We start from the raw sequence: 25369 nt of genomic DNA, 5'->3' as shown, positions 1-25369 counted from the left end.
GCGAGGGTTGGTGGGCATACTGCTGGATATGCCGATCTTGAGTGCGCCGTGGCCACGCGGCCAGGTTGTCCTGACGCGATATCACCGTCAGGGCGAGCTGCGTGGCGTCCGGCCGTCGACGGTGGTGGAGGACGGCGACGACTACACGCTGCTGTGGCTGGCGGCTGGTACGCCGGTGCGGTTTCCGCGGCATCTGGACGGCCGGCCGGTACGGGACGTGCCGCTGGCGGAGCGGTTTGGCGTGCCCTGGCACACGGCCGACGACACTTGGACGGGCACGAGCGTGTTGGTGTTGGTACGGCCGCGGCGGTGGCACACGGTGCAGTGGTTCTTCGCGCCCCCGGCACCTTTCGCAACTGGTACGTGAACGTCGAAACGCCGGCGGTGCGCTGGGCCGGCGGCTTGGACGCCGACGATCTGGAGGTCGACGTGGTCGCTGGCCCCGACCGCCGGTGCCAGCTGAAGGACGTCGACGAGGCGGAGGCCGCGAATGCCGCCGGCGAGGTCCGCGACGAGTGGGCGGCCAGGGCGCGAAGCGAGGCCGAGCAGGCGATCGCGGACATCACCAAGGGCGTCTGGCCGTACGACGGCACTTGGACGGACTTTCGCCCGGACCCGTCCTGGCCGGTCCCGGAGCTGCCGGCGAACTGGAACCAGCCGGTGCCCGGATACACCGGGGCCGGGCTGCTGTAGCCGCTGCTGGCGGGTCTGGCAGAATGGACTGCTGAACCTGGCTGTGCGGACCCTCTCAACCGTCACGGTCGGGTCCATCGGGTGCGCGCGCCATTCCCCACATGTGCTGGGCTCACCCACCAGAAAACGACTGTCGTAGGAGACACCACACTCGTGGCTACCAAGATCAAGTTGATGCGCCTGGGCAAGATGCGCGCGCCGCACTACCGCATTGTGGTCGCCGACGCGCGCACCAAGCGAGATGGCCGGGCGATTGAGTCGATCGGCCTGTATCACCCAAGGAGGACCCCTCCTTCATCGAGGTCAACTCGGACCGGGCGCTGTACTGGCTGGGTGTCGGCGCGCAGCCGACGGCCGCCGTCGAGGTGCTGCTCAAGCTCACCGGTGACTGGCAGAAGTTCAAGGGCGAGGATGCCCCGCCGCCGCTCAAGGTCAAGGAGCCCAAGGCGGCCCGGCCGGAGATCGGCACCGTTTTCGCCGAGTCCGACAAGGCCAACGAGGACGGTAAGGGCAGCGCGACCACCCCGAAGAAGCGGGCGCCCAAGAAGGACGACAAGGCTGCTGAGAAGGCCGCCGAGCCGGCCGCCCCGGCCGCGGAGGCCTAAGTGCTCGAGGAAGCGCTCGAGCACCTGGTACGCGGCATCGTCGACCACCCGGACGAGGTGAGCGTCGGCGAGGTCAGCGGACGCCGCGGCTCGACTCTTGAGCTGCGGGTGCACCCGGACGACCTGGGCAAGGTGATCGGCCGCGGCGGCCGCACCGCCCGGGCGCTGCGCCAGGTGATGACCGGTGTCGGCGGTCGGGGCGTACGCGTCGACGTCGTCGACACCGACCGGCACTGACGCTTCGATGCAGCTCGTCGTAGCCAGGCTGGGGCGTCCTCACGGCATTCGTGGGGACGTGACGGTCGAGGTGCGTACGGACGAGCCGGACGAACGGATGATGGCCGGGTCGGTGCTGGAAACCGACCCGGCCGACGCCGGTCCGCTGGCCATCGACAACGCCTTCTGGCACAGCGGCCGGCTGATTCTGCATTTCAAAGACGTGCCGGACAGATCAGCGGCTGAAGAGCTGCGTGGCATCTTCCTGGTCGTCAACTCCGAAGACCTACCCGACCTGGACGATCCGGACGAGTTCCGCGATCACGACCTGGTCGGCCTCGCCGCCGTTGACCCGGCCGGCGCCTCCATCGGCACGCTCACCGCGGTTGACCACGGCCCCGGCGGCGACATGCTCATCGTGACCGCCGGCGACGGGCGCAAACACCTGATCCCGTTCGTGAAGGCCATCGTCACCGCCATCGACGCCACCGCTCGTACGATCACCATCGACGCCCCCCCGAAGGCCTCTTCGATCTTTAGCGCCTGCTAACGCCGGGCCGGAACCTGGGGCGGCGTGAAATGCGGGCCATCCGTCGACGGCCGTCATTTGGTCCACTGAATCTCGGTTCCCGATGTCAAGATCCGTGAAGTTGCTTCGACTACCCGGTGAAGCGGCTGCCAGAGCCGCCCGGCAACAGGAGTGACGACCATGACGAACAGCCTGGTGACCAGCGACATGATGATGTCGGTCGATGGGTACGCCGCCGGCCTCAACCAGCGGGCCGACGACCCGTTCGGTGACGGGGTGCACAAGATCCTGCCCCGGTGGATGTTCGAGGCGGCGGACGAGAACGCCGAGGAGATCAAAAACATCTGCGTTGCCGGCGCCTACGTCATGGGCCGCAACATGTTCGGTCCCGACCGCGGCGACTGGGACCTGGACTGGACCGGACCGTTGGTGGGGCCCGAAACCGCCCTACCACGCGCCGGTCTTCGTGCTCGGCCACCGCGAGCGGGAGTCCGTGGAGATGGAGGGCGGCACGACTTTCCACTTCGTGACCGGCGGCATCATTGACGCGCTCGACCAGGCGCGGGCGGCGGCCAGCGACCGAACCGTCTCGATCGCCGGCGGCGCGGCCACCGTGAACCAGTATCTGGCCGCCGGCCTGATCGACGAGCTGCGCCTGCACGTGGCGCCGGTGTTCCTCGGGCGCGGAGAGCGGCTGCTTGCGGGAGCCGGGCGGGTGGATCTGCGGCAGGTGTCGGCCCGCCAGACGAGCGTGGTGACCCACCTGACCTACGCTCTCAAGTAGGTCAGTCAGGTTCGATGTCGGCGTGGCGGTGGCGAGCAACGCCAAGCCCAGCGGTGGCAACAGAGCCCACTCGTTCCGCACAGCTCAAGACGCTAGTCCGGCGTGCCGACCGTTTCAGCCCGGCCGGTACGGTCTTTCCTGCCATGCGCATCGACGTGATCACGATCTTCCCCCACTACCTGGCGCCGCTCCGGGAGTCGCTGCTCGGCCGTGCCCGCGACAAGGGCCTGCTGGAGGTGGCGGTCCATGACCTGAGGGACTGGACACACGACCGCCATCGCACCGTGGACGACACGCCGTACGGCGGGGGCGCCGGCATGGTGATGCGGCCGGAGCCGTGGGGCGAGGCGTTGGACACCGTCGTACCGGCGGGGGAGAAGGCCAGGCTGATCGTCCCCACACCGGCTGGTGAGGTCTTCACCCAGGCGATGGCGCACGAGTTGGCGGCCGAGCAACGGCTGGTGTTCGCCTGCGGCCGGTACGAGGGAATCGACGCGCGGGTCGTCGAGGAGGCCGCGACGCGGATGCCAGTGACGGAGATCTCTCTTGGCGACTACGTGCTCAACGGCGGCGAGGTCGCCGTGCTGGTCATCGTCGAGGCGGTCGGCCGACTGCTGCCCGGTGTGGTGGGCAACCCGGAGTCCGCTGGTTGAGGAGTCGCACGCGGACGGTCTGCTCGAATATCCGGTCTACACCAAGCCGGCCTCGTGGCGAGATCGGGACGTTCCGCCCATTCTGCTGTCCGGTGACCACGGCCGGATCGCACGGTGGCGGCGAGACCAGGCGTTGGCGCGTACGGCCGCTCGACGGCCCGACCTGCTGGCCGCGCTGGCGCCCGAAGCGCTGTCCACAGCAGACCGTACGGTTTTGGCCGAGGCCGGCATCGAGCCTGGCCAGGAAGACTGAGCGGCACCGGTTTTACCGCCGCGTACGCGCTGTGGCACCATAGACAGGTTGCCGCCCGCCCTTGCGGATGCGCAGAGTTACAGACCGTTAGCCCTTAAACGTCCGGTGCAGCCCCACGCGTGTGCCGCGCCAGTTGAACGACGAGGAAGCGATTTCACGATGAACACCCTGGATGCGGTCGACACCGCCTCGCTCCGGTCCGACATCCCGGCCTTCCGTCCCGGTGACACCCCAAGGTGCACGTACGGGTCGTCGAGGGCAACCGCTCCAGGATCCAGATCTTCCAGGGCGCGGTTATCCGCCGCCAGGGTTCGGGCGTGCGGGAGACCTTCACCGTCCGCAAGATCAGCTTCGGCGTCGGCGTCGAGCGGACCTTTCCGGTGCACACCCCGGTGATCGACAAGATCGAGGTGGTGACCCGCGGCGACGTGCGTCGCGCGAAGCTCTACTACCTGCGCGACCTGCGCGGCAAGGCCGCCAAGATCAAGGAGAAGCGCGAGGCGATCGCGCGCTGAGCGCGGTCCTTCGTCGCGTAGAACCTCGGTGCCCAGCCACGGTCACGCGCACCGTGGCGGGCGTCACCGGGCCATCCGGGAGCGCCGGCCGCTGGCCCTGTGGCAGGAAACCCTGCTGCTGACCGGTGTCGCGGTCGCGATCGCCATCCTGGTCAAGGCCTTCCTGGTGCAGCCCTTCACGGTCCCGTCCGGATCGATGGAGGAGACCCTCCGGATCGGCGACAAGATCCTGGTCAACAAGATCATCTACACCGTGCGCGATCCCAAGCGCGGCGAGGTGGTCGTCTTTCGTGGGGCCGACGACTGGAACGACGAGGGCGTGACCCCGCCGAGCGGTTTCGGCCCCGTCACGCTGGCCTGGATCGGCAGCCTCTTCGGCGCCACTCCACCGGGTGAGAAGGACCTGGTCAAGCGGGTGATCGGGGTCCAAGGGGACACTGTGCGCTGCTGTGACCGGCAGGGCCGGGTGACGGTCAACGGGCTCGGTCTGAACGAGCCGTACGTCTACGACAACACCCCCCTCTCGCAGCGCCCCTTCGGGCCGGTCAAGGTGGCACCCAACCGGCTGTTCGTGCTGGGCGACCATCGGGCCATCTCGGCCGACTCGCGCTACCACATCACCGACACGTGGCACGGCACGATCAGCATCGACGACGTCATCGGCCGTGCTTTCGTGATCGTGTGGCCGTTCTCGCATACCAGCTCGCTGGACGTCCCCGCCACCTTCGGCGGCCTGAACGCCTCAGCGCTGCTGGCCCTACCGGTCCGTACGAGACGCGTCCGTGGCCGCCGCGATCCCTAATGCCCAAGTAAAAAAGTCGTGGTCAAGCGGCAGATGCGGCACGAACTGGTCGTGTACCGGGCAACACCGACGGCGACCGGCATCGTAGGCTGCCTTGGTGCGAGCTGAGCAACCGAAAACGTAAGCGTCTCTCCTTCTGGATCGAACTGCCGATCCTCATCGTCTTCGCTCTCGTGTTGGCGCTGCTGGTCCGTACGTTCCTCGTGCAGACGTTCTACATCCCCTCCGGGTCGATGGAGCACACGCTCGAGATCAACGACAAGGTGCTGGTCAACAAGCTGATCTATGACTTCCGGGCGCCTGAGCGCGGCGAGATCATCGTCTTCCAGCCGCCGCCCAGCTGGGACGCCCCGCCGAACGAGCAGGAGTTCATCAAGCGGGTCATCGGGACGCCGGGCGACAAGGTCGTGTGCTGCAACGCGGCCGGAAAAGTGACCGTGAACGGGTACGTGCTGACCGAGCCCTACCTGTACGCCGGCAACGTCCCGTCGAGCATGCCGTTCAGCATCGAGGTTCCGGCCGGCCGGCTGTTCGTGCTCGGCGACCACCGCGAGGTGTCCGGTGACTCCCGCTACCACTTGACCGACCAGTCCGGCACGATTCCCATCAAGAGCGTCGAGGGTCGGGCGTTCGCGATTTACTGGCCGATATCCCGCTGGGCGCCACTGAGCGTGCCGGCCATCTTTGACGGCGTGCCCGCGGCACCGCGGTCCTGAGCCGAGAAAGACACAGGTTTCGCGGATGCAAGCAACCCAGGCCCGCCGTCGGCGGCTGCCCTTCTGGCTCGAGCTGCCGATTTTGGTCGTCATCGCCCTGGTGGTCGCGCTGGTGGTCCGCCAGTTCGCGCTGGCGCCGTTCTACATCCCGTCCGGCTCGATGCAGAACACCCTCGCGCTGGACGACAAGGTGCTGGTCAACAAGCTGATTTACGACTTCCGGGCGCCCGAACGGGGCGAGATCATCGTCTTTGCGCCGCCGGCCAACTGGAAAGCGCCGCCAGACGAGAAGGAGTTCATCAAGCGGGCGATCGGGGAGCCGGGGGACAAAGTCGTGTGCTGCGACGCGGCCGGCAAGGTCACCGTGAATGGGTACGCCCTCCAAGAGCCGTACCTGTTCCCCGGCAACCAGCCCTCCACGATCCGGTTCCAGATCACCGTCCCGGCCGGCCGGCTGTTCGTACTGGGCGATCACCGGGACATCTCCGGTGACTCCCGCTATCACCTGGGCGACTCGTCCGGCACCATCCCGATCAGCGCGGTCGAGGGCCGAGCCTTCGCGATTTACTGGCCGATCTCCCGATGGGCCCCGCTGAGCGTGCCAGCCACTTTCGACAACGTGCCCGCGGCCGCGCGGTCCTGAGCAGGGGGAGTCGATGTCAGAGTCACGTACCCGGCGCCGCCGGCTGCCGTTCTGGGTGGAACTGCCGATCCTGGTGGTCATCGCGCTGGTGGTGGCCCTGGTGGTCCGTCAGTTCGCGGTGCAGACGTTCTATATTCCGTCCGAGTCCATGGAGGACACGCTCCTGGTGAATGACCAGGTGCTGGTCAACAAGATCGTCTACGACTTCAGGGCGCCCGAGCGTGGCGAGATCATCGTCTTCCAGCCACCGGTCGGCTGGAACGCGCCACCGGACGAGAAGATCTTCATCAAGCGGGTCATCGGTACGCCCGGTGACCACGTGGTGTGCTGCAACGCGGCTGGTCAGGTCACCGTCAACGGATATGGGCTGACCGAGCCGTACGTGCGCCCTGGCGACCGGCCGTCGGACATCCGGTTCGACATCACCGTGCCGGCCGGCCGGATTTTCGTTATGGGTGACCATCGCGGCAATTCCGGGGATTCCCGGATCTACCTGGCGATGGACTCGGGCACTGTCCCGATCAGCAATGTCCAAGGCGAGGCTTTCGCCACGTACTGGCCCCTCAACCGGTGGACCGGACTGGGCGTCCCGGCGACCTTCGCGTCGGTCCCGGCGCCGAAGAAGTAAGGCGATGGCAGCCACCCGGCGCTGGGCGCTGGGCGTTCTGATCGTGGCTTGTGTGGTCATGCTCGTCGTCGTGGCCGCGGTCGTTGGCGGACTGGCCTCGTACCGTGCCTTCACCGTCTTGTCCGCCTCGATGGGGCCGACTCTTCAGCTCAACGACCGGATTCTGGTCCGCAAGCAAGCCGGAGCCGCACAGCGTGGTGAGATCGTGATCTTCACCGCGCCGCCGAGTTGGGGAGTCAGTGCGCAGGAGTCGACCTTTCCCAAGCGGGTCATCGGAATCGGTGGCGATCACGTGAAGTGCTGCGATGCGGCCGGCAAGGTGAGCGTCAACGGGTACGCGCTGACCGAGCTGTATCTGTATCCCGTCGATGTGCCGTCGATGGTCCCGTTCGACGTGCGAGTTCCCAAAGACCGGATCTTCCTGCTCGGCGACATCGGCCGATCTCGGGCGACTCGCGCTTTCATCTGGACGACAGCTCCGGCACCGTGCCGGTCGCCAGCGTCATCGGTCCGGTGTGGCGGATCTACTGGCCGCTGTCGCGCGCGTCCAGTCTGCCGGTGCCGGACGTTTTTTTTTTTTTCGCACGTACCCTCGCAGTAGGGTGTGGGGCAGGATGACCGCTGACGACGTGATCGAACGGGCCGGTGCCCGAGTGCTGCTCATCAATCCGGACGCGCGGCTGTTGATGATGCATGCTTTCGATCCGGGCGAACCGAACAAACCGCCGTATTGGATCACTGTTGGTGGCGGCATCGGCCGGGGAGAGGACACGCTGCGGGCCGCCGTCCGTGAGCTGGCCGAGGAGACCGGACTGCGGGCGTCGCCCGAGGAACTGACCGGCCCGGTTTTCCACGACGACGAGGCGCGCTTCACGTTCGAGGGCAGGTTCTATCGCCAGACCAATACGTTTTTCGTTCTGCGCTGCGGTTTCCTGGAGGTCGACAGCAGTGGCTGGGAGGATGTCGAGCGCCGGTCGTGCCACGGCTACCGCTGGTGGAGCGCGGACGAGCTGGCGGCGACCGACGAGCTGTTCTTTCCCACCGAGTTGCCCGACCTGATCCGAGAGGCGGTCTGATGTTGGCTCCACCCAGGACCGTCATCCGCCGCGAGGCCGGCATGTACGCCATGGAGCAGGCACTTCGCCGGCGTGGGTTCGACCGGATCGCCGGCGCCGACGAGGCTGGTCGCGGGGCCTGTGCGGGGCCGTTGGTGGTCGCCGCCTGTTCCCTGCCGCCGGGCCGGCGCGGAGAGGTGCCCGGGTTGGCCGACTCGAAGTTGCTCACCCCAGCCAGCCGCGACCGGGTCTATGACGAGGTCATCGCACGCGCTTCGGCGTACGCGGTGGTGGTCGTCGACACGCCCGATGTCGACCACCGTGGCGTGCACGCTGCCAATATTGACGGCATGCGCCGCGCTGTGGGGCTGCTGGATCAGAGAGCGCAGTACGTGCTGACCGACGGCTTCCGGGTGGACGGTTTCTGCGCTCCGGCGCTGGCAGTGCCCAAGGGGGACCGGGTGGTCGCGTGCATCGCGGCCGCCTCGGTGTTGGCCAAGGTGACCAGGGACCGGCTCATGGTGGAGCTGCACGAGGCCTGGCCGCAGTACGATTTCGCTCGGCACAAGGGCTACATCACCGCCGAACACACGGCCGCGCTCGCGCGAGCACGGCGCGTGTGAGATCCATCGGTCGTCGTTCATCAACGTTTCGACGTTGAAGGGGTCACAGCGTCACGTATCGATCGCGGTAAGCGATGATGTGCAGTTGGAGGGGGTGTTGGCTGAGTGAGTGCGGAAGATCTTGAGAAGTACGAGACCGAGATGGAGCTTCAGCTCTACCGGGAGTACAGGGACATCGTCCGGCAGTTCTCGTACGTGGTGGAGACCGAGCGGCGGTTCTATCTGGCCAACGCGGTTGACCTGCAGGTTCGCAACGCGCGGACGGCGAGGTCTACTTCGAGCTGGAGATGTCCGACGCGTGGGTCTGGGACATGTACAGGCCGGCCCGGTTCGTGAAGAACGTCCGGGTGGTGACGTTCAAGGACGTCAACGTCGAGGAACTCGACAAGCCGGACATCTCGCTGCCGTCCGACGGGTCGGCGCCGTTCGGCGAGTAACCGATTCGTCCTCCTCATCCGGGGTATCCCACCTGGGATGAGGAGGAGGATCGATGACTGACCAGCGATATGACAGCGCGGCGCAGCAGAACGGCGCCGCCCGTGCCACCCGACGCCGGACAGGGGCGTACGAGCCCGCAGGAGGCCTTCCCGGACCTGCACGCCGACCAGGGCCGCGGTGAGCAGCGGCCGGCGGATATGGACCCGGGCGGGGTGCATCGGGCCGAGGCGACCTCCGAGAGCGCGGAGCCGGTGCTGGGCACGTACACGCCCGATGTCGGTCCTGGCGGGTCGGACGTGGACACCTCTCGTACGGCGACGACGCCCGGTCGTTATCGGACCGAGAGTCCTGGGCGTGACGCGGTCGATCGGGTGAGTGACGATGCCGAGTAGCTGATCGGTGCGTTGGCGGTACACCTAGGCTGGTCGGCGAAGAACTTCGTCTGAGAGGACCCTTCGCAAGGTGTGGCAGCCGCCGACCGATCTGGAGCAGCAGCTCCACGCCGCGAAGAGCCGCGGCGACCTCGCCTCGTACCAGCGCATCGTCGGGCTCGGCGAGGTCTACCTGAAGGTCCCCAAGAGCGACGGCGACGCCCTCGTCGACGGTACGGGCGAGGCGTACTCGCTGCCGCTGCGTAAGGAGCTGGGCCGGCAGTTCCTGGACGTGTGCACGATTGGTGAGCTCGACGAGCTGGACGACGACTGGGTGATGTTCTGCGCCCAGTGGGAGAACCTGGCCAGCAACGACAGCCACCGCGCGCGCTGGTTCGTGGTCAACCGCGGCACCCCGATCGAGGCCGCGTTCAGCCACGACATGATCCAGGACTGGCTGAGCGAACCGGGCCGACCGCCGGGCCGGTTCGTGCACGACAAGCTGATCACCACTGGGCGCGGGCCGACCCGTGGGCCGCTCGCGCATGGGCTGGCCTGCGGCGCGCACCTGGCCGTGTCCAACGGTGTGGTGTGGAACAGTACGATCAACACGTACTGCGGCGACTACACCGCGGACATGCAGCGGCTGCGCGACGACTGGGGGATCGAGAGCGCCGACGCCTGGTCCCAGCAGCTCGGCTATCTGTTCGAGGCGGACAACAGCGACCCGGCGATCCAGGTGCTGCTGTCGATGCGGCGGCATCTCGGTGGGCCGGCGGCGGCTTCGCTGCCGGTCAAGGTCTGGCGGAACGAGTTCCTCACCTGGGCTCGCGGCAAGGAGATCCCGCAGGACGCGCTGGAGGAGACCATCGACCTGATGGGGATGATCCTGGAGTACGAGGCGGCCTTCCGGGACGCCGAGATGATGACCGGTGACGAGGTGGTCGACACCGTCGCCGGCTATGACTACGGGCGGGCCGTCAACGTGATCCGCTGGGGGTTGGCCGCCCGATACTGCGACCGCGCCGCCGCTGAGCGGCTGATCACCCAGGCCGGTGAGCTGAGCCAGGCGACCTACGGCTCCTGGCATGAGTATTCGCTCGGCTACGCGCTCGGACGGGTGCTGCGCTTCGACGAGGGCGCCTTCGGTTCCTGCTACCGGGACACGCGCTGAACTGACCCACGACATCCTCGCCACCGAGTCGGCGAGCCCGTGGAAGACGACCAAATGGCAGAGCCACGCGGACGTACGCCGTGCGCCGGTCGCGTCCCAGCCGGCCGGCCGGGTCGCGATGACCGACGAACAGGCCGAGGGCTTCTTCGCGCGACGCGCGGCGGGCCTGCCGGGCCAGTGACCGCTCGGTAGCACATCTTGGGGCCCTTACCGGGTTATCCCCAGCCCCGCCCGCCATCCACAGATCTCCCTCGTCCCCGTCCCACCACCCGTCCCCGCCGGCAGGATTTCCGGCGTACGCACCGGCGGCTGGTCGCTCGGCGCGGGGAGGGTGCGACGTGGTCGGCATGGGGATCAGTAACGCGGTGGGCAGGTTCGGGGAGGAGGTCGCGGTAAGGCACCTGCGCGAGTCTGGGATGGCGGTCGAGGACCGCAACTGGCGCTGCCGGGCGGGCGAGATCGACGTGGTCGCCAGGGACGGCGATGCGTTGGTCTTCTGCGAGGTGAAGACCAGGCGCGGCACCAGGTTCGGCCGGCCGGCGGAGGCGGTGTCGCCGGAGAAGGCGAATCGGCTGCGCAAGCTCGCCGGGATGTGGCTCGCCGACTCCGGCAAGCACGCTCCGACCCTGCGTTTCGACGTGGTCGAAGTGCTGCTCTCGACCACCTTGGGCACCCAGGTCGAGCACCTGCGAGGGGTGCTGTGAGCGTCGCGAGGGCCCGTTCGGTGGCGTTGTTGGGCATCGAGGGCTATCTGGTGGAGGTCGAGGCGGACCTCAGCCAGGGCCTGCCCAAGCTGGTGATCACCGGCCTGCCGGACACCGCGCTCGGCCAGGCCCGGGACCGGCTGCGGGCGGCCGTGACGAATTCCGGCGAGGGCTGGCCGACCAGCAGGATCACCGTCAACCTGTCGCCGGCCTCGGTGCGCAAACAGGGCAGTGGCTTCGACGTGGCGATGGCGGTCGCCATCCTGCAGGCCGCCGGGGTGTTGCCCGCCGGGGCGTTGCGGGACACCGTGCTGGTCGGCGAGCTGGCGTTGGACGGCCGGATTCGTACGGTCCGGGGCGTGCTGCCGGCGGTGCTGGCGGCCAGCCGGGCCGGGATCGGCCGGGTGGTCGTGCCGGCCGGCAACGCCGCCGAGGCGCGGCTGGTCAGCGCCGACCTGCGGGTCGTCGGGGTGGACAACCTCGCGGACCTGCTGGCCATGTTGCGCGGCACGCTGGAGATCCCGGACGAGCCGGCGCCGGAGGTCGACCCGGACCAGGACAGTGGGCTGGACCTGGCCGACGTGGTCGGCCAGCCGGACGGCCGGGCCGCGGTGGAGATCGCCGCCGCCGGTGGCCATCACCTCGCGATGGTGGGGCCGCCCGGGTCTGGCAAGACGATGCTCGCCGAACGGATGCCGGGCCTGCTGCCGCCGCTGTCCGAGCACGAGTCTCTGGAGGTGACCGCGGTGCACTCGATCGCCGGGGTGCTGCCGCCCGACTGCGCGCTGATCCGCCGCCCGCCATACCAGGCCCCGCATCACACCACCACGATGCCGGCGCTGGTCGGCGGTGGCGCTGGGCTGGCTCGCCCCGGTGCGCTCTCGCTGGCCCATCGAGGCGTGCTCTTCCTCGACGAAGCTCCCGAGTTCCCGAGAGGCGTGCTCGAGTCGCTGCGGCAACCGCTGGAGCGTGGCCAGGTGCAGATCTCCCGGGCCGCCGGCATCGTGACGTATCCCAGCCGCGTGCAGCTGGTCGTCGCGGCGAATCCGTGCCGTGCCCGTGCGCCCCAGTCCCAGAGGCGATGCTCTCTGCACCTGTCCGGCGGCTACCCGCCGGCGTTACCTGCGCAAGATCTCCGGGCCGCTGCTGGACCGGATCGACCTGCAGGTGAAGCTGTTGCCGGTCCGTCCGGGGGCATTGCTGGGGCCAACGGATCAACTGGAGAGCTCGGCGGCGGTCCGGGGAACGGGTGCGGCTCGCCCGCGAGGCGGCGGCGGACCGTTGGCGGCCGTACGGCTGGGCCACCAACGCCGACGTGCCCGGTCCGTCGCTGCGGCAGAACTTCAGACTCCCGCGGTCGGTCCGGCGGACGCTCGACATGGCATTCGAGAACGGTGCCCTGTCGGCCCGCGGCTATGACCGGGTGCTGCGCATCTCCTGGACGGTCTGCGATCTCGCCGGCCGCACCATGCCGGCCGGCGACGACGTCGACCAGGCCGTCGAACTCCGGACCGGAAAGGCCGCGTGAGCCAGCCATGACCAGCACCGAAACACTCGTCCTGGACGAGGAGCGGCGAGGCCGGGCCGCGCTCACCGCGCTGGTCGAACCGGGCGACGACCGGGTGCGGCTTGCCGCCGAGCGGGTCGGCGCGGCCGACCTGGTGCGGCGGATCGCTAGCCAGCGCGAGGACAGCCAGCGGATGGATCCGTTCGATCTCGCCGACCGGCTGCTGGAGAAGGCCGCCAAGGTGGGCGCACGGTTGGCCATCCCCGGTGACGCGGAGTGGCCGGAAGCGAGTCTGTTCGGGCTGGCCCGCCTCGCCGCCCGCCGGCAGGCCCTGGTCGCCAGCGGCAGCTCGGTCTCCACGATCGAGCGCTCGGTGGCGCCACCGGTGGCGCTGTGGCTGCGCGGCCCGCTGCGGTTGGCAGACACCGTCCGCCAGTCGGTGGCGGTGGTCGGGTCCAGGGCAGCCAGCGGGTACGGCTCACATGTCACCGCCGAGCTGTCGTACGGGTTGGCGATCCGCGACTGGACGGTGGTGTCCGGCGGCGCGCGTACGGGGATCGATCGACGGCTCGGCCCATCGCGGCGCGCTGGCCGCCGACGGCCAGACGGTCGCGGTGCTGGCCTGCGGCGTGGACGTGCCGTATCCACCGGGTCACGCCGGCCTGTTCGATCAGATCGCCCACAGCGGTCTGCTGGTGTCCGAGTGGCCGCCTGGCACCACCCCGCGGCGACCTCGGTTCCTGGTCCGCAACCGGGTGATCGCGGCGTTGACCGCGGGGACCGTGGTGGTCGAGGCCGGCGCTCGCAGCGGTGCTCGGGCGACCGCTCGGCGAGCCACCGAGCTTGGCCGGGTGGTGATGGCGGTGCCCGGCCCGGTCAATTCCGGCACCTCGGTCGGCTGTCACCAGCTGCTTCGATCCGGCCTCGCGATCCTGGTCACTCGCGCCGAGGAGGTGCTGGAGGAAGTCGGCAGGATCGGCGCAGACCTCGCCGACCTGCCCCGGGCGCCCGATGGCTGGCGAGATCGCCTCGACGAGGTCAGCGCCGCCGTGGTGGAGGCAATGCCGGCCATGGACTGGGTCTCGGCCAGCACTCTCTGCGAGGCCATCTCGTTCCCCGCTGACCAGGTGACCACCGCCCTCGCCGGCCTGGTCGAGGCGGCCCGCCTGCACCGTGACGCCGACCGCTATCGCCTCGCCGCCGGCGCCCGCACCACCCCCACCTCTCTGCTCGCCCTTCGATCCGGTGACCCTCGCGAACTCGACGTTTTTGCTCGCGACACGCCGGCGGAGACAACGAAAACGTCGAGTTCGCGGAGGGCTCTAGGCTGGGGATCGGAGGTGCGCATGGTCGTACGGATCGGGGTCGAGCAGCGGCGGGCGAGGCTGGCCTCGCGGCATCGGCTGGCGGCATCGGCTCGGGTCGACAGCACCCTGGAGGCCGCCTCCAGCGTGGTCTGCCTCCACGCCAGCGACCCGGCTTCGGTCTACTTGGCCGCGATCGCCCGGCTCCGCCAGCCCGACCCAGCCGAGATCGAGCGGACGCTTTATGAGGAGCGCACCGTCGTACGAATGCTCGGCATGCGCCGGACCCTGTTCGTGGTGCCGCTGGACCTGATGCCGGCCGTCCAGGAGGCGGCCGCCAGCGCGGTCGGCGCGCAGCAGCGCAAGCTGCTCGTCAAGATGCTCGAAACCGCTGGTCACGAGGGAGATGTGAAGAGTTGGCTTGCGGAGCTGGAGGAAGCCGCGTTCGAGGCCTTGCGGACTCGCGGTCCATCGACCGCGGCCGAAATTTCCGCCGAGGTGCCGCTGCTGCGGACGCCGATCGTGATGGCCGCCGGCAAGCCGTACGAGTCGACCCAGAACATCACCGGCCGGGTCCTGATCGTGCTCGCCGCGCACGGAAGGATCGTTCGCGGCCGGCCGCGCGGCTCGTGGATGTCGCGGCTCTACCAGTGGTCAGTGGCGCAGGACTGGCTGCCCGCCGAACCTGCTCAGTCATCGGCGGAAGAGGGCGCGGCAGAGCTGGCGCGGCGCTGGTTGAGCGCCTTCGGGCCGGCGCCGCTGTCCGACCTGAAATGGTGGACGGGCTGGAGTCTTGGTCAGACGAAGAAGGCATTGTCGCAGCTCAACGTGTCCGAGGTGGATCTTGATGGCACCCCGGGAATCGCCCTCGCCGATGACCTGAAGCCGGCTCCGGCCGTCAGGCCGTGGGCGGCTTTGCTGCCCGGTTTGGACCCGACCCCGATGGGCTGGCAGGACCGCGGCTGGTTCCTCGGTGAGCACGCGGCCGCGCTGTTCGACCGCAACGGCAACATCGGCCCGACGGTCTGGTTGGACGGCCGGATCGTCGGTGGATGGGCGCAGCGAGCCTCCGGGGAGATCGTCTACCGGTTGCTGGAGGACGTGGATGCCGACGCGACCACTCGCGTCCAAGTCGAGGTGGAGCGGTTGACGACGGTCCTGGGCGATCGCCGGGTCACCCCCAGTTTCCGTACGCCGCTGGAAAAAGAGCTGTCGGCGTGAGCACCAAGGCGATGCGTGCCGAGCTGCCGGTCGCGCATCGCGAGGCGGTGGACCGCTTCGAGCGACACCTGGCCGCTGAACGCGGGCGGTCGGAGCACACCGTACGAGCGTATGTCACCGACATCGTGTCGCTGCTCGACCATGCCGTCCGGCTGGGCCTGACCAGCCCCGCCGAGCTGGAGCTGGCCGCGTTGCGCAGCTGGCTGGCCAGGCTACGCAGCGGGGGAGCGGCTTCCACCTCGCTCGGCCGACGCGCGGCGGCAGCGCGGGTTTTCACCGCCTGGGCACACCGCACCGGCCTACTGCCCACCGACGTGGGCGCGCTGCTGGCCAGCCCGCGGCCGCATCGCGACCTGCCAGCGGTGTTGCGCCGCGAGCAAGCCGCTGGCGTCGTCGAGTCGCCGGCCGCGCCTGACGAACCGGTCGGGGCCCGCGACCGCGCGATCCTGGAGCTGCTCTACGGCACCGGGATCCGCGTCGGCGAACTCTGCGGCCTCGACCTGTCCGCGGTCGACGACGGACGACGGCTCGTGCGTGTCTTCGGTAAAGGCGGGCGCGAGCGTACGGTTCCCTACGGCATTCCCGCCGAGCGCACGCTCCAGGCGTATCTGTCCATCGGTCGCCCGGCCCTGCGCGTTTCAGACAGCGGGGCGGCTCTCTTCCTCGGGGTTCGCGGCCAGCGAATCAGCCCCGGCACGGTCCGCCGGATCGTGCACGCCGCCGCTCGCAGCGTCGACGGCTCGCCCGACATCGGTCCGCACGGCCTGCGCCACTCGGCCGCCACCCACCTGCTCGAAGGCGGCGCTGACCTGCGCACAGTGCAGGAGTTGCTCGGCCACGCTTCGCTGGCCACCACGCAGATCTACACGCATGTGTCCGCCGAACGCCTCCGCGCCGCGTACCAGCAGGCCCATCCGCGCGCCTGAAGCTGCTTGCGTACGGTGTACGCAGAAGATGCCGCCCCCGAAAAATCCAGAATCTGGGGTGGGGCTGACATTTTTGGCGACGGGGGTGTCTTTGGGTGTTTGAGGTGTCGCCTGAATCGGCGGCAGCTGGGCTGTGCGGGCTGAAGAAGAGGGCTATGGCGGTGTGCTGGCGCGTGTTAGCGTCAGGGGTAGAGGGTGACTCTACCCCTTACTTAACCTGGAGAGTCGATGGTCGCGCTTGAGGTTGACACCGGTCCGCGGCGGGTCCTCGCGATGGCGGTGCCCGCGCTCGGGGTGCTCGCGGCCGAGCCGCTTTATGTGCTGGTGGACACCGCGGTCGTGGGGCATCTCGGCGCGACGCCGCTGGCCGGGCTGGCCCTGGGCGGGGTGCTGTTCACGCTGGTGTCGAGCCAGTTGACCTTCCTCTCGTACGGCACGACCGCCCGCACGGCCCGGCTGCACGGAGCCGGACGGCGTGCGGACGCGGTGGCCGAAGGCGTGCAGGCGACCTGGTTGGGGCTCGCGCTCGGCGCTGTGTTGCTGGTGATAGGTGAGCTGCTCGCGGGGCCGGTGGCCAGGCTGCTCGCCGCTCGCCGGCGCCGGACCGATCGCGGCGGCCGCCGTCTCATGGCTCCGGATCGCCCTGCTGGGGGCGCCGTTTGTGCTGGTCACCATGGCCGGCAACGGATGGATGCGAGGCGTCCAGGATGCCGTGAAGCCGCTGCGCTATGTGTTGGCCGCGAACGTGGCCTCGGCGATCCTTTGCCCGGTCCTGGTCTACGTGGTCGGCTGGGGGCTGCCTGGCTCGGCGGTCGCCAACGTCGCCTGCCAACTCGTTGGTGCGGCCCTGTTCCTGCGCGCCCTGCGGGCCGAGCACGTGCCGTTGCGGCCACAGCCGCGAACGATCCTCGCGCAGCTCAAACTGGGCCGCGACCTGGTCGTACGCTCCCTCGCCTTCCAGGTCACCGGGGTCGCCGCCACCTCGGTGGCGGCCCGTACGTCGGCCGAGGCCGCCGGCGCGCATCAGGTGGTGTTGCAGCTGTGGAGCTTCCTCGCCATGGTGCTTGACTCGCTCGCGATCGCCGCGCAGGCGCTGGTCGGTGCGGCCCTGGGCGCCGGGTCCGCCGACCAGGCGCGATCGGTCGCCCGGCGGATCACTGGCTACGGCCTGGTGCTCGGCACCGGACTCGGGGTCGTGTTCGCCGCGCTCGCCGGCATTCTCCCGCGTGCGTTCACCGCCGACCCGGGGGTGCTCGCGCAAATCCCGCTCGCGTGGTGGATTTTCGTTCTCCTGCAGCCCATCGCCGGCGTGGTCTTCGCCCTTGACGGAGTCTTCCTCGGTGCCGGCGACGCGGCCTTCCTACGGACCGCGACGATCCTTGCGGCTTTCCTCGGCTATCTCCCGATGATCGTGTTGTCGCTGATCTTGCGATGGGGACTGGTCGGCATTTGGACGGGACTCAGCCTGATGATGGTGATCCGGCTGGTCACGCTGCTCATCCGGCAACGCTCCGGCCGCTGGGCCGTGGTCGGCGCCGACCTGGCCAAGAGCTAAGCGAGATACGCGGCGGCGAATCGACTGGCCGTCTCGGTCATCATCAGCGCGCGTAACTCCGGTGGCTCCAACACTTCCACGTCGGCGCCGAGTTTCAGCAGGTCGCGGTGTGCGACTTCGGTCTTCTCCACAGGGATCGTGGCGGTCACCCAGCCCACCTCATCCGGGCCGATGCTCGTACGCTGCACCGCGTCGGCGACGGCGCGGCCGAGGACGCCCGGCAACCGCTCGACCGCTGCCGGCGCCAGCCTGACGACAGCGGTCGCGACATGCACGCTCTTCTCGTACCGCCGCGCCCACGCTGCCCAGAACGTGGGAAGATCGAAGTCCGGCGGCCGGTCGAAGGGCTCGTCGAGCGGCTCCAACGCGACGATCTGGGCCACCTTGTACGTGCGGAGCTGGCCAGCCGAGCGCGCCACCACATACCAAAGCCCGGCCTTCAGCACCACGCCGAGCGGCTCCAGCGTGCGGGTGGTCGGGCCGGCCCACCGCTGGTAGTCCACCCGGATCCGCCGCTGGTTCCACACCGCGTCGGCGACGGCGGCCAGGTGCGGGGTGGGGTCGGCCTCCCGGAACCAGCCCGGCACGTCCAGATGGAATCGCTGCCGGACGTGGCCAGCCCGGTCGCGCAACGCCGCCGGCAGCGCGGCCAGCAGCTTCAGCTCGGCGGCCGCGAGCATGGTGCCCAGGCCCAGCTCGGCGGCGGCGGCCGGCACCGCGGACAGGAAAAGCGACTCGGCCTCGCCACCGGTCAGTCCGGTGAGCCGGGTCCGGTAGCCGGCCACCAGCTGATAGCCGCCGCTCGGCCCGCCCTCGCCGTAGACCGGCACCCCGGACGCGGACAGCGCCTCGACATCCCGGTAGATCGTCCGGATGGACACCTCCAACTCGTCGGCGAGTTGCCGCGCGGTCAGCTGCCCGCGGTTCTGCAGGAGCAGAAGCAGGGACAGCAACCGGCTGGCGCGCATGGTCCGAAGCTATCGCGAACCACTGACAGTAGATGGCAAGGACTGCTTCCAAGATCGGTGCTCGTACGGGACAACAACGACGAAAGGGTGTTCTCGATGACCGCCAAGGGCGCGAAAGAAGACTTCGACTTCATCGCCGGCGAGTGGGATCTGGTCAACCGGCGGCGGACCAAGATCCTCGCCGGTGCCAGTGAGTGGGACGAGTTCGCCGGCCGGCTGAAGGGGCAGACGCTACTAAGTACTACAGGGCTACTCAAGCGGCGATAGCCGAGCCCAAGCGCCGTCTGACGGCACGGCGGAACCGCCCACGTGGCGCTGCCACGCAGGGCGGCCCCGCCGCACCGCCAGACGACGCTTGGATCTCGACTCTCATTCGCATGAGTAGCCCTGTAGTACTAGGCGGGATCGTCAACGTCGACGAGATGGACTGCTCCGCGCGCGGTTTCGCCGGCCTCACGTTCCGAGTGTTCGACCTGGCCACCTCGCAGTGGTCGATCTACTGGGTGAACAATCACCGCGGCCAGTTGGAGCCGCCGGTAGTGGGCGGATTTTCCGATGGCGTCGGCCTTTTCCACGGCGACGACACACTACCAGGACCGGTCGATCCAGGTCCGCTTCACCTGGTCCGAGATCACCGCCACCTCGGCCCACTGGGAGCAGGCGTTCTCCGCCGACCACGGCGAGACCTGGGAAACCAACTGGACGGTCGAACTCACCCGTACCAGCTGACGGCGAGGCCACGGCGATAACGGGCGGCGTGCGGCGCGGCCGGCACGTACCCTCCGGGGCATGGGAGTTTCTTTGAATGACACCGTTCGCGCGCTCGTCGACGGCAAGAACTATCCGGTCCTGTCGACGGTGAACCCGGACGGTGGCCCGCAGTCGTCCGTGATGTGGATCGGCCGGGACGGTGACGACCTGCTCTTCTGTACGGTCGCCGGGCGCCGGAAAGAGCGCAACCTGCGGCGGGACCCGCGAGTCAGCATCACCGTCTTCGACCTCGCGGATCCTTTGAACTACGCCGAAATTCGGGGCACCGCGACGATGACCACCGAAGACGCGTTGAAGCTCGACGACGAGCTGTCCTGGAAGTACGACGGCAAGCCAAAAGACCCGGATCCGGCGGGTTTCGTCCGGGTGGTGGTGCGGGTAACGCCGACGAAGGTGACGGGCTACGCCGCGTGAGGGACGACTGGCCCGTCGGCGCGATCGTCCCGATCCGCCGGCTGACGCTGGACGACCTGCCCGCCTGCCTGGCCCTGTCCGAAGACCGTGGCTGGCCGGGAATGGAACCGAAATGGCGAATCGCGTTCCGGGTAGGCACGGTTTTCGGCATTCGGGACCCGTCCGGCGAACTGGTGGCGACAACCGCGATCACGCCGTACGGCACCGAAATCGTGCTGATTGGCGAGGTGCTGACGGCCGCCCGCCATGAACGACGTGGGCTCGGGCGCCGGTTGCTGGAACACGCATTGGTCCAAGCCGGCGACGGGGTGGTCGCTCTTTACGCGACCTCGCATGGCCGGCCGCTCTATGAGAGGCTCGGATTCGTCGCCGCGTCGACGGTTTCCACTTTCATGGGGAATTTCCAGCAAACTGGCCCGACCGGATTGTCCAGGCCGGTGAACGAAAACGACGTTCCCGCAATTCTTGAGTCGGACCGGAAGAGTTTCGGCGCGGACCGGTCCGTTCTGTTGCGCTGGCTGGCGGAATCGGCGGCGCATTTTCGGATCGTCGAAGAGCGCGGCGAGCTTATTGCGTACGGCACCGCCTGGTCCAATGTGGACCATCGCATCATCGGGCCGGTGGTGGCGCGGGATGTCGTTGCCGCGCAAGGCCTGATCGCCGACCTGATCGGGGAGTGGACGGGCCGCGTACGGATCGACGTGCACGACTACCACCCGGAGGTGCCGACCTGGCTGACCGACGGCGGGCTCAAGGTCATCAACCAGTGCGCCTTCATGGTCCACAATGGACGTACGATGCCCGGTGACCAGCGTCGGATCTTCGCCCCGATGAACCAAGCGCAGGGCTAACCGAGCAGTTTTTTCGCCACCGCGAGGGAAATGTCGTCGGTGCGCTCCTGGTCGCCGAGGGACGGCACGATGAAGGGCATGGTGCCGATCAGCAGCGAGATGACCGCGAGCCAGGCCTGGAACTGCTCGGTTGGCGGTCCGTCCGGGTCGGCCAGCAAGGACATCATCCCCAGCATCCGCGCCTGCATCTGCGTGCCGGCCGGCACGCCATCCATCGCGCCCTGGTTGACCTGCGCGAACCGCAGCAGCGGTCGCCATTGGTGGGTGAGCAGCGCGGCGAGTCGCAGCAGCACGGCCTCGCGGCCCCGGTCGTACGCGGCTGATCCTTGGCCCAGGCAGTCAGCTCGTCCATCGAGGCGGTGAGATCCTCGATGACACTGCCGAGGATGTCCTCCTTGGCTTTGAAATGGTAGTAAAGCGCCGGCCGGGTGATTTCCAGCCGGTCCGCGACCTCGCGCAACGAGGTCTTGTCATAGCCGCGCTCGGAGAACAGCTCCAGTGCCACCTGCTGGATCCGCTGCCGGGTGTCGGTTCGCCCGCTCATCGCTGTGTTGTCGACTCCTGCCCTTGACGTACGCCTCAGCATTCCTTACTTTCGTGTAAGTAAGCAATGCTGATCCTCTCCTCGGAGGCAACACTATGACGACGACACACGATGGCGTGGAAGCCATGCAGACGTTTCCGATGCGCCGGCAGTGCCCGTACGCTCCGCCACCGGAGTACGCGGGACTGCGGGCCGCCGGTCCAGTGGCCCGCGTACGGTTCCCCAGTGGCGTGACCGGCTGGGTGGTGACGCGGCACGAGGAGGCGCGACAGGTGCTGACCGATCGGCGGATCAGCACCGACAGCAGCCGGCCGGACTGGCCGCAGATTCAGCCGGGCGAGCAGGATCGGGCCGCGCCGCGCGACGGCTTCTTCATCGACATGGACCCGCCTGAGCACGACATTTATCGGCGGATGCTGATCTCCGAGTTCTCCGTACCGCGGCTGAACGCGATGCGGCCGGGCATCCAGCGGACCGTCGACGAGCTGATCGACCAGCTGCTGGCCAGCGGCCGGTCGGCTGACCTGGTGGAGGCCTTCACGCTGGCGGTACCGTCGCTGGTGATCTGCCAGCTGCTCGGTGTGCCCTATGAAGACCACGAGTATTTCCAGTCCCGTACGCGCAAACTCGTCAGCCTCGACGCCGATCCGGCCGAGGCGACCGCGGCCGTCGGCGAAATCTGGCAATACCTGGACCAGCTGGTCACCAGGGCCGAACGGCAGCCCGGCGACAACCTGATCGGCCGGCTGGTCGCCGAACGGCTCTCCAGCGGCGAACTGAGCCACGATGGGCTGGTGGGGATGTCGTTGCTGCTGCTGGTCGCCGGTCACGAGACAACGGCGAACATTCTGTCCCTCGGCGTCCTGACACTCCTCGACAAACCCGAGAGTTTGGCTTCGCTGCGGGCCAATCCAGCCGACTGGCCGGGCACCGTGGAGGAACTGCTGCGGTTCCATTCCATCGTCGACTGGGCCGCCTTCGACCGGATGGCGATCGAGGACCTCGAGCTCGGTGGCCAGCTGATCCGAGCCGGCGACCCCATTTTCGTCCTCGGTGGATCCGTGAACCGTGACGACCGCCTGTTCCCGAACCCAGACGACTTCGACATCACCCGCCCCGGCCGCCGACACCTCGCCTTCGGCTACGGCGTACACCAGTGCCTCGGCCAAAATCTCGCCCGAGCCGAGATGGACATCGCTCTGCGTACGCTGTTTGACAGGGTTCCGGGACTGGCGCTCGGGGTTCCGGTGGAGGAACTGTCGTTCAAATACGATGCGGCTATTTTCGGTCTTCATCGGTTGCCTGTCGTGTGGTGATTGGTCGAGCTTTTGGTTTGAGCGAGGGATCGTACGGGACGAGTGCTTGCCCTGGGAGGAGTCAGGGGGAGTTATCGTTGGTGGGTGACGGGGTCGCTTGGGGGTAGGTTCGCGGCGCTGGCGGGGGCGCACACAGTTTCGGTGCTGGGTAATGGGTTTGGGCGGGTCGCGCTGGCGTTTTGGGGTGCTTGGTTTGCCCGGCGCGACGCCGGCCCGGCTCTCGGTGGTGCTCTGCGCGCAGGCGCTCCCACAGCTGGTGTTCATTCTGCTGGGCGGGGTGATCGCCGACCGGATGCCCAGAGCCCGGTTGATGGTGGGTGCGGAAATACTCGCAGGCCTCGCCTGGGCGGGGCTCGCGACGCTGGTTTTCGCCCGTACGACAGCGATAATGCCGGTGGTCGTGCTCGCTTTCTTCGCTGGGCTGGCTTCCGCGCTGTTCTTTCCGGCGATGAGCGGGATGGTGCCGGAAATCGTCGCGGACGAGGATTTGCAGCGCGCCAACGCCTATCTGCGCATCGGACAGAACCTGTCATTGATGCTCGGGTTGGTACTTTCCGGAGTGGTGGTCGCGCTCGTTGGCGCGGGATGGGCGATCGCCTTGAACGCTGCTTCTTTCCTTGTCAGCGCCGCGCTTATCGGTGCGATTCGAGTGCCGGCCCGGGTCCGGAAGGCGTCGACGCTGCTCGCTGACCTGCGTCAGGGTGGCCGGGAGTTCTTCTCGCGGCAATGGCTGTGGGTGGTGGTCGCGCAGTATTCGTTGGTAGTGGCCGCGGTCAACGCCAACGTTGGTGTTCTCGGGCCGCTGATCGCCGTGCGCGGCCTTGGTGGCGCGCAGGCCTGGGCGGTCATCGTCGGGGGGGGGGGGGCGGCCGGCACCATTGGCGGTGCGGTGCTGGCCAGCCGGATCCGGGTCGGTCGGCCGTTGCTGGTGGCGGTGCTGGCGACCTTCCCGGCGGCGTTGCCGATGCTGTTGATCGCCGGCCACGCGCCGGTTTGGCTCTGCGCGGTGGCGATGCTGGTGGTCGGCGTGTCTAACGACGTGTTCAGCGTTTTGTGGGCGACCACACTGCAGCGTGAGATCCCCGGCGAAGTGCTGTCCCGGGTCAGCGCGTACGACGGATTCGGCTCACTCGCGCTCGCCCCGCTCGGTCTGCTGGTCGCCGGTCCGATCGCGGCCGCGGCGGGCGCCGAACCGACCCTCGTCGGATGCGCCGCGCTGGTGTTGGTGGGTACGGCCGGCGCGTTGCTTTCGCCGCAGGTGCGTCAGTTGCGGTCGGTCAGTCGGTCGCGAGCAGCTCAAGACTCCGGTCAGCTGTCACCTCGACGGTGAGCCCGGCCCGCGAGACCGCTCGAGCCAGTCCGTCCACAGTGGACGGTTCGCGGCCCAGGCGGACCAGCACCGCGGCCAGCCGGCCCTTGTACATTTTGTTGTGGTGACTGACCGTCAGCCGTCGGCCGGTGGCATCCTCGGTAACCACCCGCACGGACACCGCGCCCGCGATCGGCGCCAGAGCCGCATACGTCCCAGAACGCAGATCGACGACCAGATCGTCGATCTCGGCCAGCACCGGCTCCAGCGTCGGGCGCCAGAAGGAACGCAGGCCACCGACGGCCGGCAACGTGCTGGCGCCGGACAGCCGGTAGGCCGGGATCGGGTCAGCGCCGCCGACCAGCCCGAACAGCGCGGAGGCCACCACCAGTCGGCGATGCGCTTTTTTCCGCTCCCGCCGGGAAAAGCTGGCAAAACCCAGCGCGTCGTAAAGGACACCGGTGTAGCGCCGCAACGCCGGCACGGTGGGAGCGGTCCAGAGTTCCGCGTTTCGGGAGACCTCGTCCTGCTGGCGTACGGACAGACCGAGCGCCACCAGGCTCGCCGGCACGTCCGCGGCCAACTCCACCACCGCATCCGCGAGCTTGCGGCGCGGCGGGGACAGGTCCGGCCAGCTCAGCGCGTCCAAGTCCAGCGGCGGACCCTCGCCGCCGAGCGCCTTGGTTTCCGACGGAGGCAGCAGGACCAGCACGAACACGAGCGTAATCGGCCGCGGATCAGCCCGCTGAGCGGCCCTTGTCCAGCATCGTTCGGGTCAGCGCCGGCCGTACTTCGATGCCGGCCGGCGTCAGCAGGCTGTCCACCGGCTCCTCCCGATCGAGGGCACAGACGACCGTGGTCACGGTCGCACCAGCCGCACGCAGCAGGCGCGCCGCGTTCACCACCGCTCCGCCGGTGGTGATCACATCCTCCACCAGCGTGACTGTCCGCCCGGCGCAGTCGCCGCCCTCGGCGGCCCGCCGAGTCCCGTATGGCTTGGGCTCCTTCCGTACGAACAGCGCGGGGATGCCGGTCGCCTGGCTGAGCAGCGTCACCAGCGGGATTCCGCCCAATTCCAGGCCGCCGAGCAGGTCGGTGCCGGCTGGTACCAGCGGCACCATTGCGGCCGCGACCCGGCTGACCAGCACCGGATCGGCCTCGAAGAGATACTTGTCGAAATACTCGGTGGCCGTGCGACCCGAGCGCAGGGTGAACTGGCCGCTCAGCCGGCAGCGCTCGTCCACCGCACGGGCCAGATCGGTCAGGTCCTCGATGTGCATC

Annotated in this window: 29 protein-coding genes and 8 pseudogenes; 32 read left to right on the top strand and 5 right to left on the bottom strand. The window is 68.6% G+C overall.

What is annotated here, in order from left to right:
- The first annotated feature begins 28 nt into the window (after positions 1–28).
- From GNX96_RS32380 to GNX96_RS32265, 26 genes and pseudogenes are all read left to right on the top strand, one after another.
- Positions 29–367, top strand: a complete 339-nt coding sequence (locus GNX96_RS32380; RefSeq protein ID WP_163571780.1) for a hypothetical protein — start codon at positions 29–31, stop codon at positions 365–367.
- Entirely contained in the window at positions 364–693 is a 330-nt protein-coding gene (locus GNX96_RS32375) for a DUF402 domain-containing protein (protein ID WP_163571779.1), read from the top strand. The genes GNX96_RS32380 and GNX96_RS32375 overlap by 4 nt, the downstream gene beginning before the upstream one ends.
- A 153-nt stretch (positions 694–846) precedes the next feature.
- A pseudogene (gene rpsP, locus GNX96_RS32370) lies at positions 847–1140 on the top strand (30S ribosomal protein S16); the annotation flags it as partial.
- A gap of 158 nt (positions 1141–1298) precedes the next feature.
- Entirely contained in the window at positions 1299–1535 is a 237-nt protein-coding gene (locus GNX96_RS32365) for an RNA-binding protein (RefSeq protein WP_163571778.1), read from the top strand.
- Between the two features lie 7 nt (positions 1536–1542).
- On the top strand, positions 1543–2064 hold the full coding sequence (rimM, locus tag GNX96_RS32360; protein WP_163571777.1) for a ribosome maturation factor RimM: 522 nt from the start codon (positions 1543–1545) through the stop codon (positions 2062–2064).
- A gap of 159 nt (positions 2065–2223) precedes the next feature.
- Positions 2224–2589 carry a hypothetical protein gene (locus GNX96_RS56935; protein WP_279582075.1) on the top strand — a complete coding sequence of 122 codons (366 nt, stop codon included), beginning with the start codon at positions 2224–2226 and terminating at the stop codon, positions 2587–2589.
- A complete protein-coding gene (locus GNX96_RS56930; RefSeq protein ID WP_390624197.1) occupies positions 2570–2827 on the top strand; it encodes a dihydrofolate reductase family protein in 258 nt (85 codons plus the stop codon). The genes GNX96_RS56935 and GNX96_RS56930 overlap by 20 nt, the downstream gene beginning before the upstream one ends.
- Positions 2828–2970: 143 nt before the next feature.
- A pseudogene (gene trmD / locus GNX96_RS32350) lies at positions 2971–3733 on the top strand (tRNA (guanosine(37)-N1)-methyltransferase TrmD).
- 159 nt (positions 3734–3892) lie between these two features.
- Positions 3893–4248 (top strand): annotated as a pseudogene (rplS, locus tag GNX96_RS32345) (50S ribosomal protein L19).
- Between the two features lie 28 nt (positions 4249–4276).
- The gene (gene lepB / locus GNX96_RS32340; RefSeq protein WP_163571776.1) at positions 4277–5050 is read left to right on the top strand and encodes a signal peptidase I; all 774 of its coding nucleotides are present in this window, start codon (positions 4277–4279) and stop codon (positions 5048–5050) included.
- 89 nt (positions 5051–5139) lie between these two features.
- On the top strand, positions 5140–5766 hold the full coding sequence (gene lepB / locus GNX96_RS32335) for a signal peptidase I (protein WP_313885830.1): 627 nt from the start codon (positions 5140–5142) through the stop codon (positions 5764–5766).
- A gap of 25 nt (positions 5767–5791) precedes the next feature.
- Positions 5792–6409 (top strand): signal peptidase I, encoded by a 618-nt coding sequence (gene lepB, locus GNX96_RS32330; protein ID WP_163571775.1) that lies wholly within the window; start codon positions 5792–5794, stop codon positions 6407–6409.
- A 13-nt stretch (positions 6410–6422) separates the two neighbouring features.
- A complete protein-coding gene (gene lepB / locus GNX96_RS32325; protein ID WP_163571774.1) occupies positions 6423–7037 on the top strand; it encodes a signal peptidase I in 615 nt (204 codons plus the stop codon).
- A gap of 4 nt (positions 7038–7041) precedes the next feature.
- Positions 7042–7638 carry a signal peptidase I gene (gene lepB / locus GNX96_RS32320; protein WP_163571773.1) on the top strand — a complete coding sequence of 199 codons (597 nt, stop codon included), beginning with the start codon at positions 7042–7044 and terminating at the stop codon, positions 7636–7638.
- 13 nt (positions 7639–7651) lie between these two features.
- Positions 7652–8113, top strand: coding sequence for an NUDIX hydrolase (locus GNX96_RS32315; RefSeq protein WP_163571772.1), 462 nt, complete (start codon positions 7652–7654; stop codon positions 8111–8113).
- Entirely contained in the window at positions 8113–8715 is a 603-nt protein-coding gene (locus tag GNX96_RS32310) for a ribonuclease HII (RefSeq protein ID WP_279582073.1), read from the top strand. The genes GNX96_RS32315 and GNX96_RS32310 overlap by 1 nt, the downstream gene beginning before the upstream one ends.
- 105 nt (positions 8716–8820) lie before the next feature.
- Positions 8821–9152: pseudogene (locus GNX96_RS32305) on the top strand (DUF2469 domain-containing protein).
- 102 nt (positions 9153–9254) lie between these two features.
- Entirely contained in the window at positions 9255–9545 is a 291-nt protein-coding gene (locus GNX96_RS32300; protein WP_163571771.1) for a hypothetical protein, read from the top strand.
- A gap of 70 nt (positions 9546–9615) precedes the next feature.
- Positions 9616–10698, top strand: coding sequence for a DUF1266 domain-containing protein (locus GNX96_RS32295; protein WP_163571770.1), 1083 nt, complete (start codon positions 9616–9618; stop codon positions 10696–10698).
- Between the two features lie 347 nt (positions 10699–11045).
- Complete coding sequence (locus tag GNX96_RS32290) at positions 11046–11402, top strand: YraN family protein (RefSeq protein ID WP_163571769.1); 357 nt, start codon at positions 11046–11048, stop codon at positions 11400–11402.
- Positions 11399–12930: pseudogene (locus GNX96_RS32285) on the top strand (YifB family Mg chelatase-like AAA ATPase). The gene GNX96_RS32290 and the pseudogene GNX96_RS32285 overlap by 4 nt, the downstream one beginning before the upstream one ends.
- Positions 12818–13462: pseudogene (locus tag GNX96_RS61585) on the top strand (DNA-processing protein DprA); the annotation flags it as partial. The pseudogenes GNX96_RS32285 and GNX96_RS61585, both read left to right, overlap by 113 nt.
- Positions 13392–13784: pseudogene (locus GNX96_RS65360) on the top strand (DNA-processing protein DprA); the annotation flags it as partial. The pseudogenes GNX96_RS61585 and GNX96_RS65360, both read left to right, overlap by 71 nt.
- A 78-nt stretch (positions 13785–13862) precedes the next feature.
- Complete coding sequence (locus GNX96_RS32275; protein ID WP_279582072.1) at positions 13863–15434, top strand: winged helix DNA-binding domain-containing protein; 1572 nt, start codon at positions 13863–13865, stop codon at positions 15432–15434.
- Positions 15435–15445: 11 nt separating this feature from the next.
- On the top strand, positions 15446–16360 hold the full coding sequence (locus tag GNX96_RS32270; RefSeq protein WP_163571808.1) for a tyrosine recombinase XerC: 915 nt from the start codon (positions 15446–15448) through the stop codon (positions 16358–16360).
- A 228-nt stretch (positions 16361–16588) separates the two neighbouring features.
- Positions 16589–17915, top strand: a pseudogene (locus GNX96_RS32265) (MATE family efflux transporter).
- Here the strand turns inward: GNX96_RS32265 and GNX96_RS32260 are convergent.
- Positions 17912–18883: a helix-turn-helix transcriptional regulator gene (locus tag GNX96_RS32260; RefSeq protein ID WP_163571766.1), complete on the bottom strand. Its 972-nt coding sequence runs from the start codon at positions 18881–18883 to the stop codon at positions 17912–17914. The pseudogene GNX96_RS32265 and the gene GNX96_RS32260 sit on opposite strands and share 4 nt — an antisense overlap.
- A gap of 96 nt (positions 18884–18979) precedes the next feature.
- On the opposite strand from GNX96_RS32260, the gene GNX96_RS32255 reads away from it, so the two are divergent.
- From GNX96_RS32255 to GNX96_RS32240, 4 genes are all read left to right on the top strand, one after another.
- Positions 18980–19150, top strand: a complete 171-nt coding sequence (locus GNX96_RS32255) for a hypothetical protein (protein ID WP_163571765.1) — start codon at positions 18980–18982, stop codon at positions 19148–19150.
- A 110-nt stretch (positions 19151–19260) separates the two neighbouring features.
- Positions 19261–19632, top strand: a complete 372-nt coding sequence (locus GNX96_RS56920; RefSeq protein WP_279582071.1) for a hypothetical protein — start codon at positions 19261–19263, stop codon at positions 19630–19632.
- A gap of 52 nt (positions 19633–19684) precedes the next feature.
- Positions 19685–20068, top strand: coding sequence for a PPOX class F420-dependent oxidoreductase (locus tag GNX96_RS32245; protein WP_279582070.1), 384 nt, complete (start codon positions 19685–19687; stop codon positions 20066–20068).
- Positions 20065–20919, top strand: coding sequence for a GNAT family N-acetyltransferase (locus tag GNX96_RS32240; protein ID WP_163571762.1), 855 nt, complete (start codon positions 20065–20067; stop codon positions 20917–20919). Before GNX96_RS32245 ends, GNX96_RS32240 begins: the two co-directional genes overlap by 4 nt.
- Here the strand turns inward: GNX96_RS32240 and GNX96_RS32235 are convergent.
- Together GNX96_RS32235 and GNX96_RS32230 are read right to left on the bottom strand one after the other, a co-directional pair.
- On the bottom strand, positions 20916–21086 hold the full coding sequence (locus tag GNX96_RS32235) for a hypothetical protein (protein WP_279582069.1): 171 nt from the start codon (positions 21084–21086) through the stop codon (positions 20916–20918). The genes GNX96_RS32240 and GNX96_RS32235 overlap by 4 nt on opposite strands.
- A complete protein-coding gene (locus GNX96_RS32230) occupies positions 21083–21463 on the bottom strand; it encodes a TetR/AcrR family transcriptional regulator (RefSeq protein WP_279582068.1) in 381 nt (126 codons plus the stop codon). The genes GNX96_RS32235 and GNX96_RS32230 overlap by 4 nt, the downstream gene beginning before the upstream one ends.
- A gap of 95 nt (positions 21464–21558) precedes the next feature.
- On the opposite strand from GNX96_RS32230, the gene GNX96_RS32225 reads away from it, so the two are divergent.
- Positions 21559–22779 carry a cytochrome P450 gene (locus tag GNX96_RS32225; protein WP_279582067.1) on the top strand — a complete coding sequence of 407 codons (1221 nt, stop codon included), beginning with the start codon at positions 21559–21561 and terminating at the stop codon, positions 22777–22779.
- Positions 22780–22972: 193 nt separating this feature from the next.
- Positions 22973–24109 carry an MFS transporter gene (locus GNX96_RS32220; protein ID WP_279582066.1) on the top strand — a complete coding sequence of 379 codons (1137 nt, stop codon included), beginning with the start codon at positions 22973–22975 and terminating at the stop codon, positions 24107–24109.
- Here GNX96_RS32220 and yaaA read toward each other — a convergent pair.
- Both yaaA and pyrE read right to left on the bottom strand, forming a co-directional pair.
- A complete protein-coding gene (gene yaaA, locus GNX96_RS32215; RefSeq protein WP_163571806.1) occupies positions 24057–24800 on the bottom strand; it encodes a peroxide stress protein YaaA in 744 nt (247 codons plus the stop codon). The two genes, GNX96_RS32220 and yaaA, sit on opposite strands and share 53 nt — an antisense overlap.
- 25 nt (positions 24801–24825) lie before the next feature.
- Positions 24826–25368 (bottom strand): orotate phosphoribosyltransferase, encoded by a 543-nt coding sequence (gene pyrE / locus GNX96_RS32210; RefSeq protein ID WP_163571759.1) that lies wholly within the window; start codon positions 25366–25368, stop codon positions 24826–24828.
- Position 25369 lies beyond the last annotated feature (1 nt).

Origin of the sequence: Fodinicola feengrottensis (assembly GCF_010993775.1) — a bacterium.
Lineage (GTDB): Bacteria > Actinomycetota > Actinomycetes > Mycobacteriales > HKI-0501 > Fodinicola > Fodinicola feengrottensis.
This window is presented reverse-complemented; position numbering and strand designations above follow the sequence as displayed.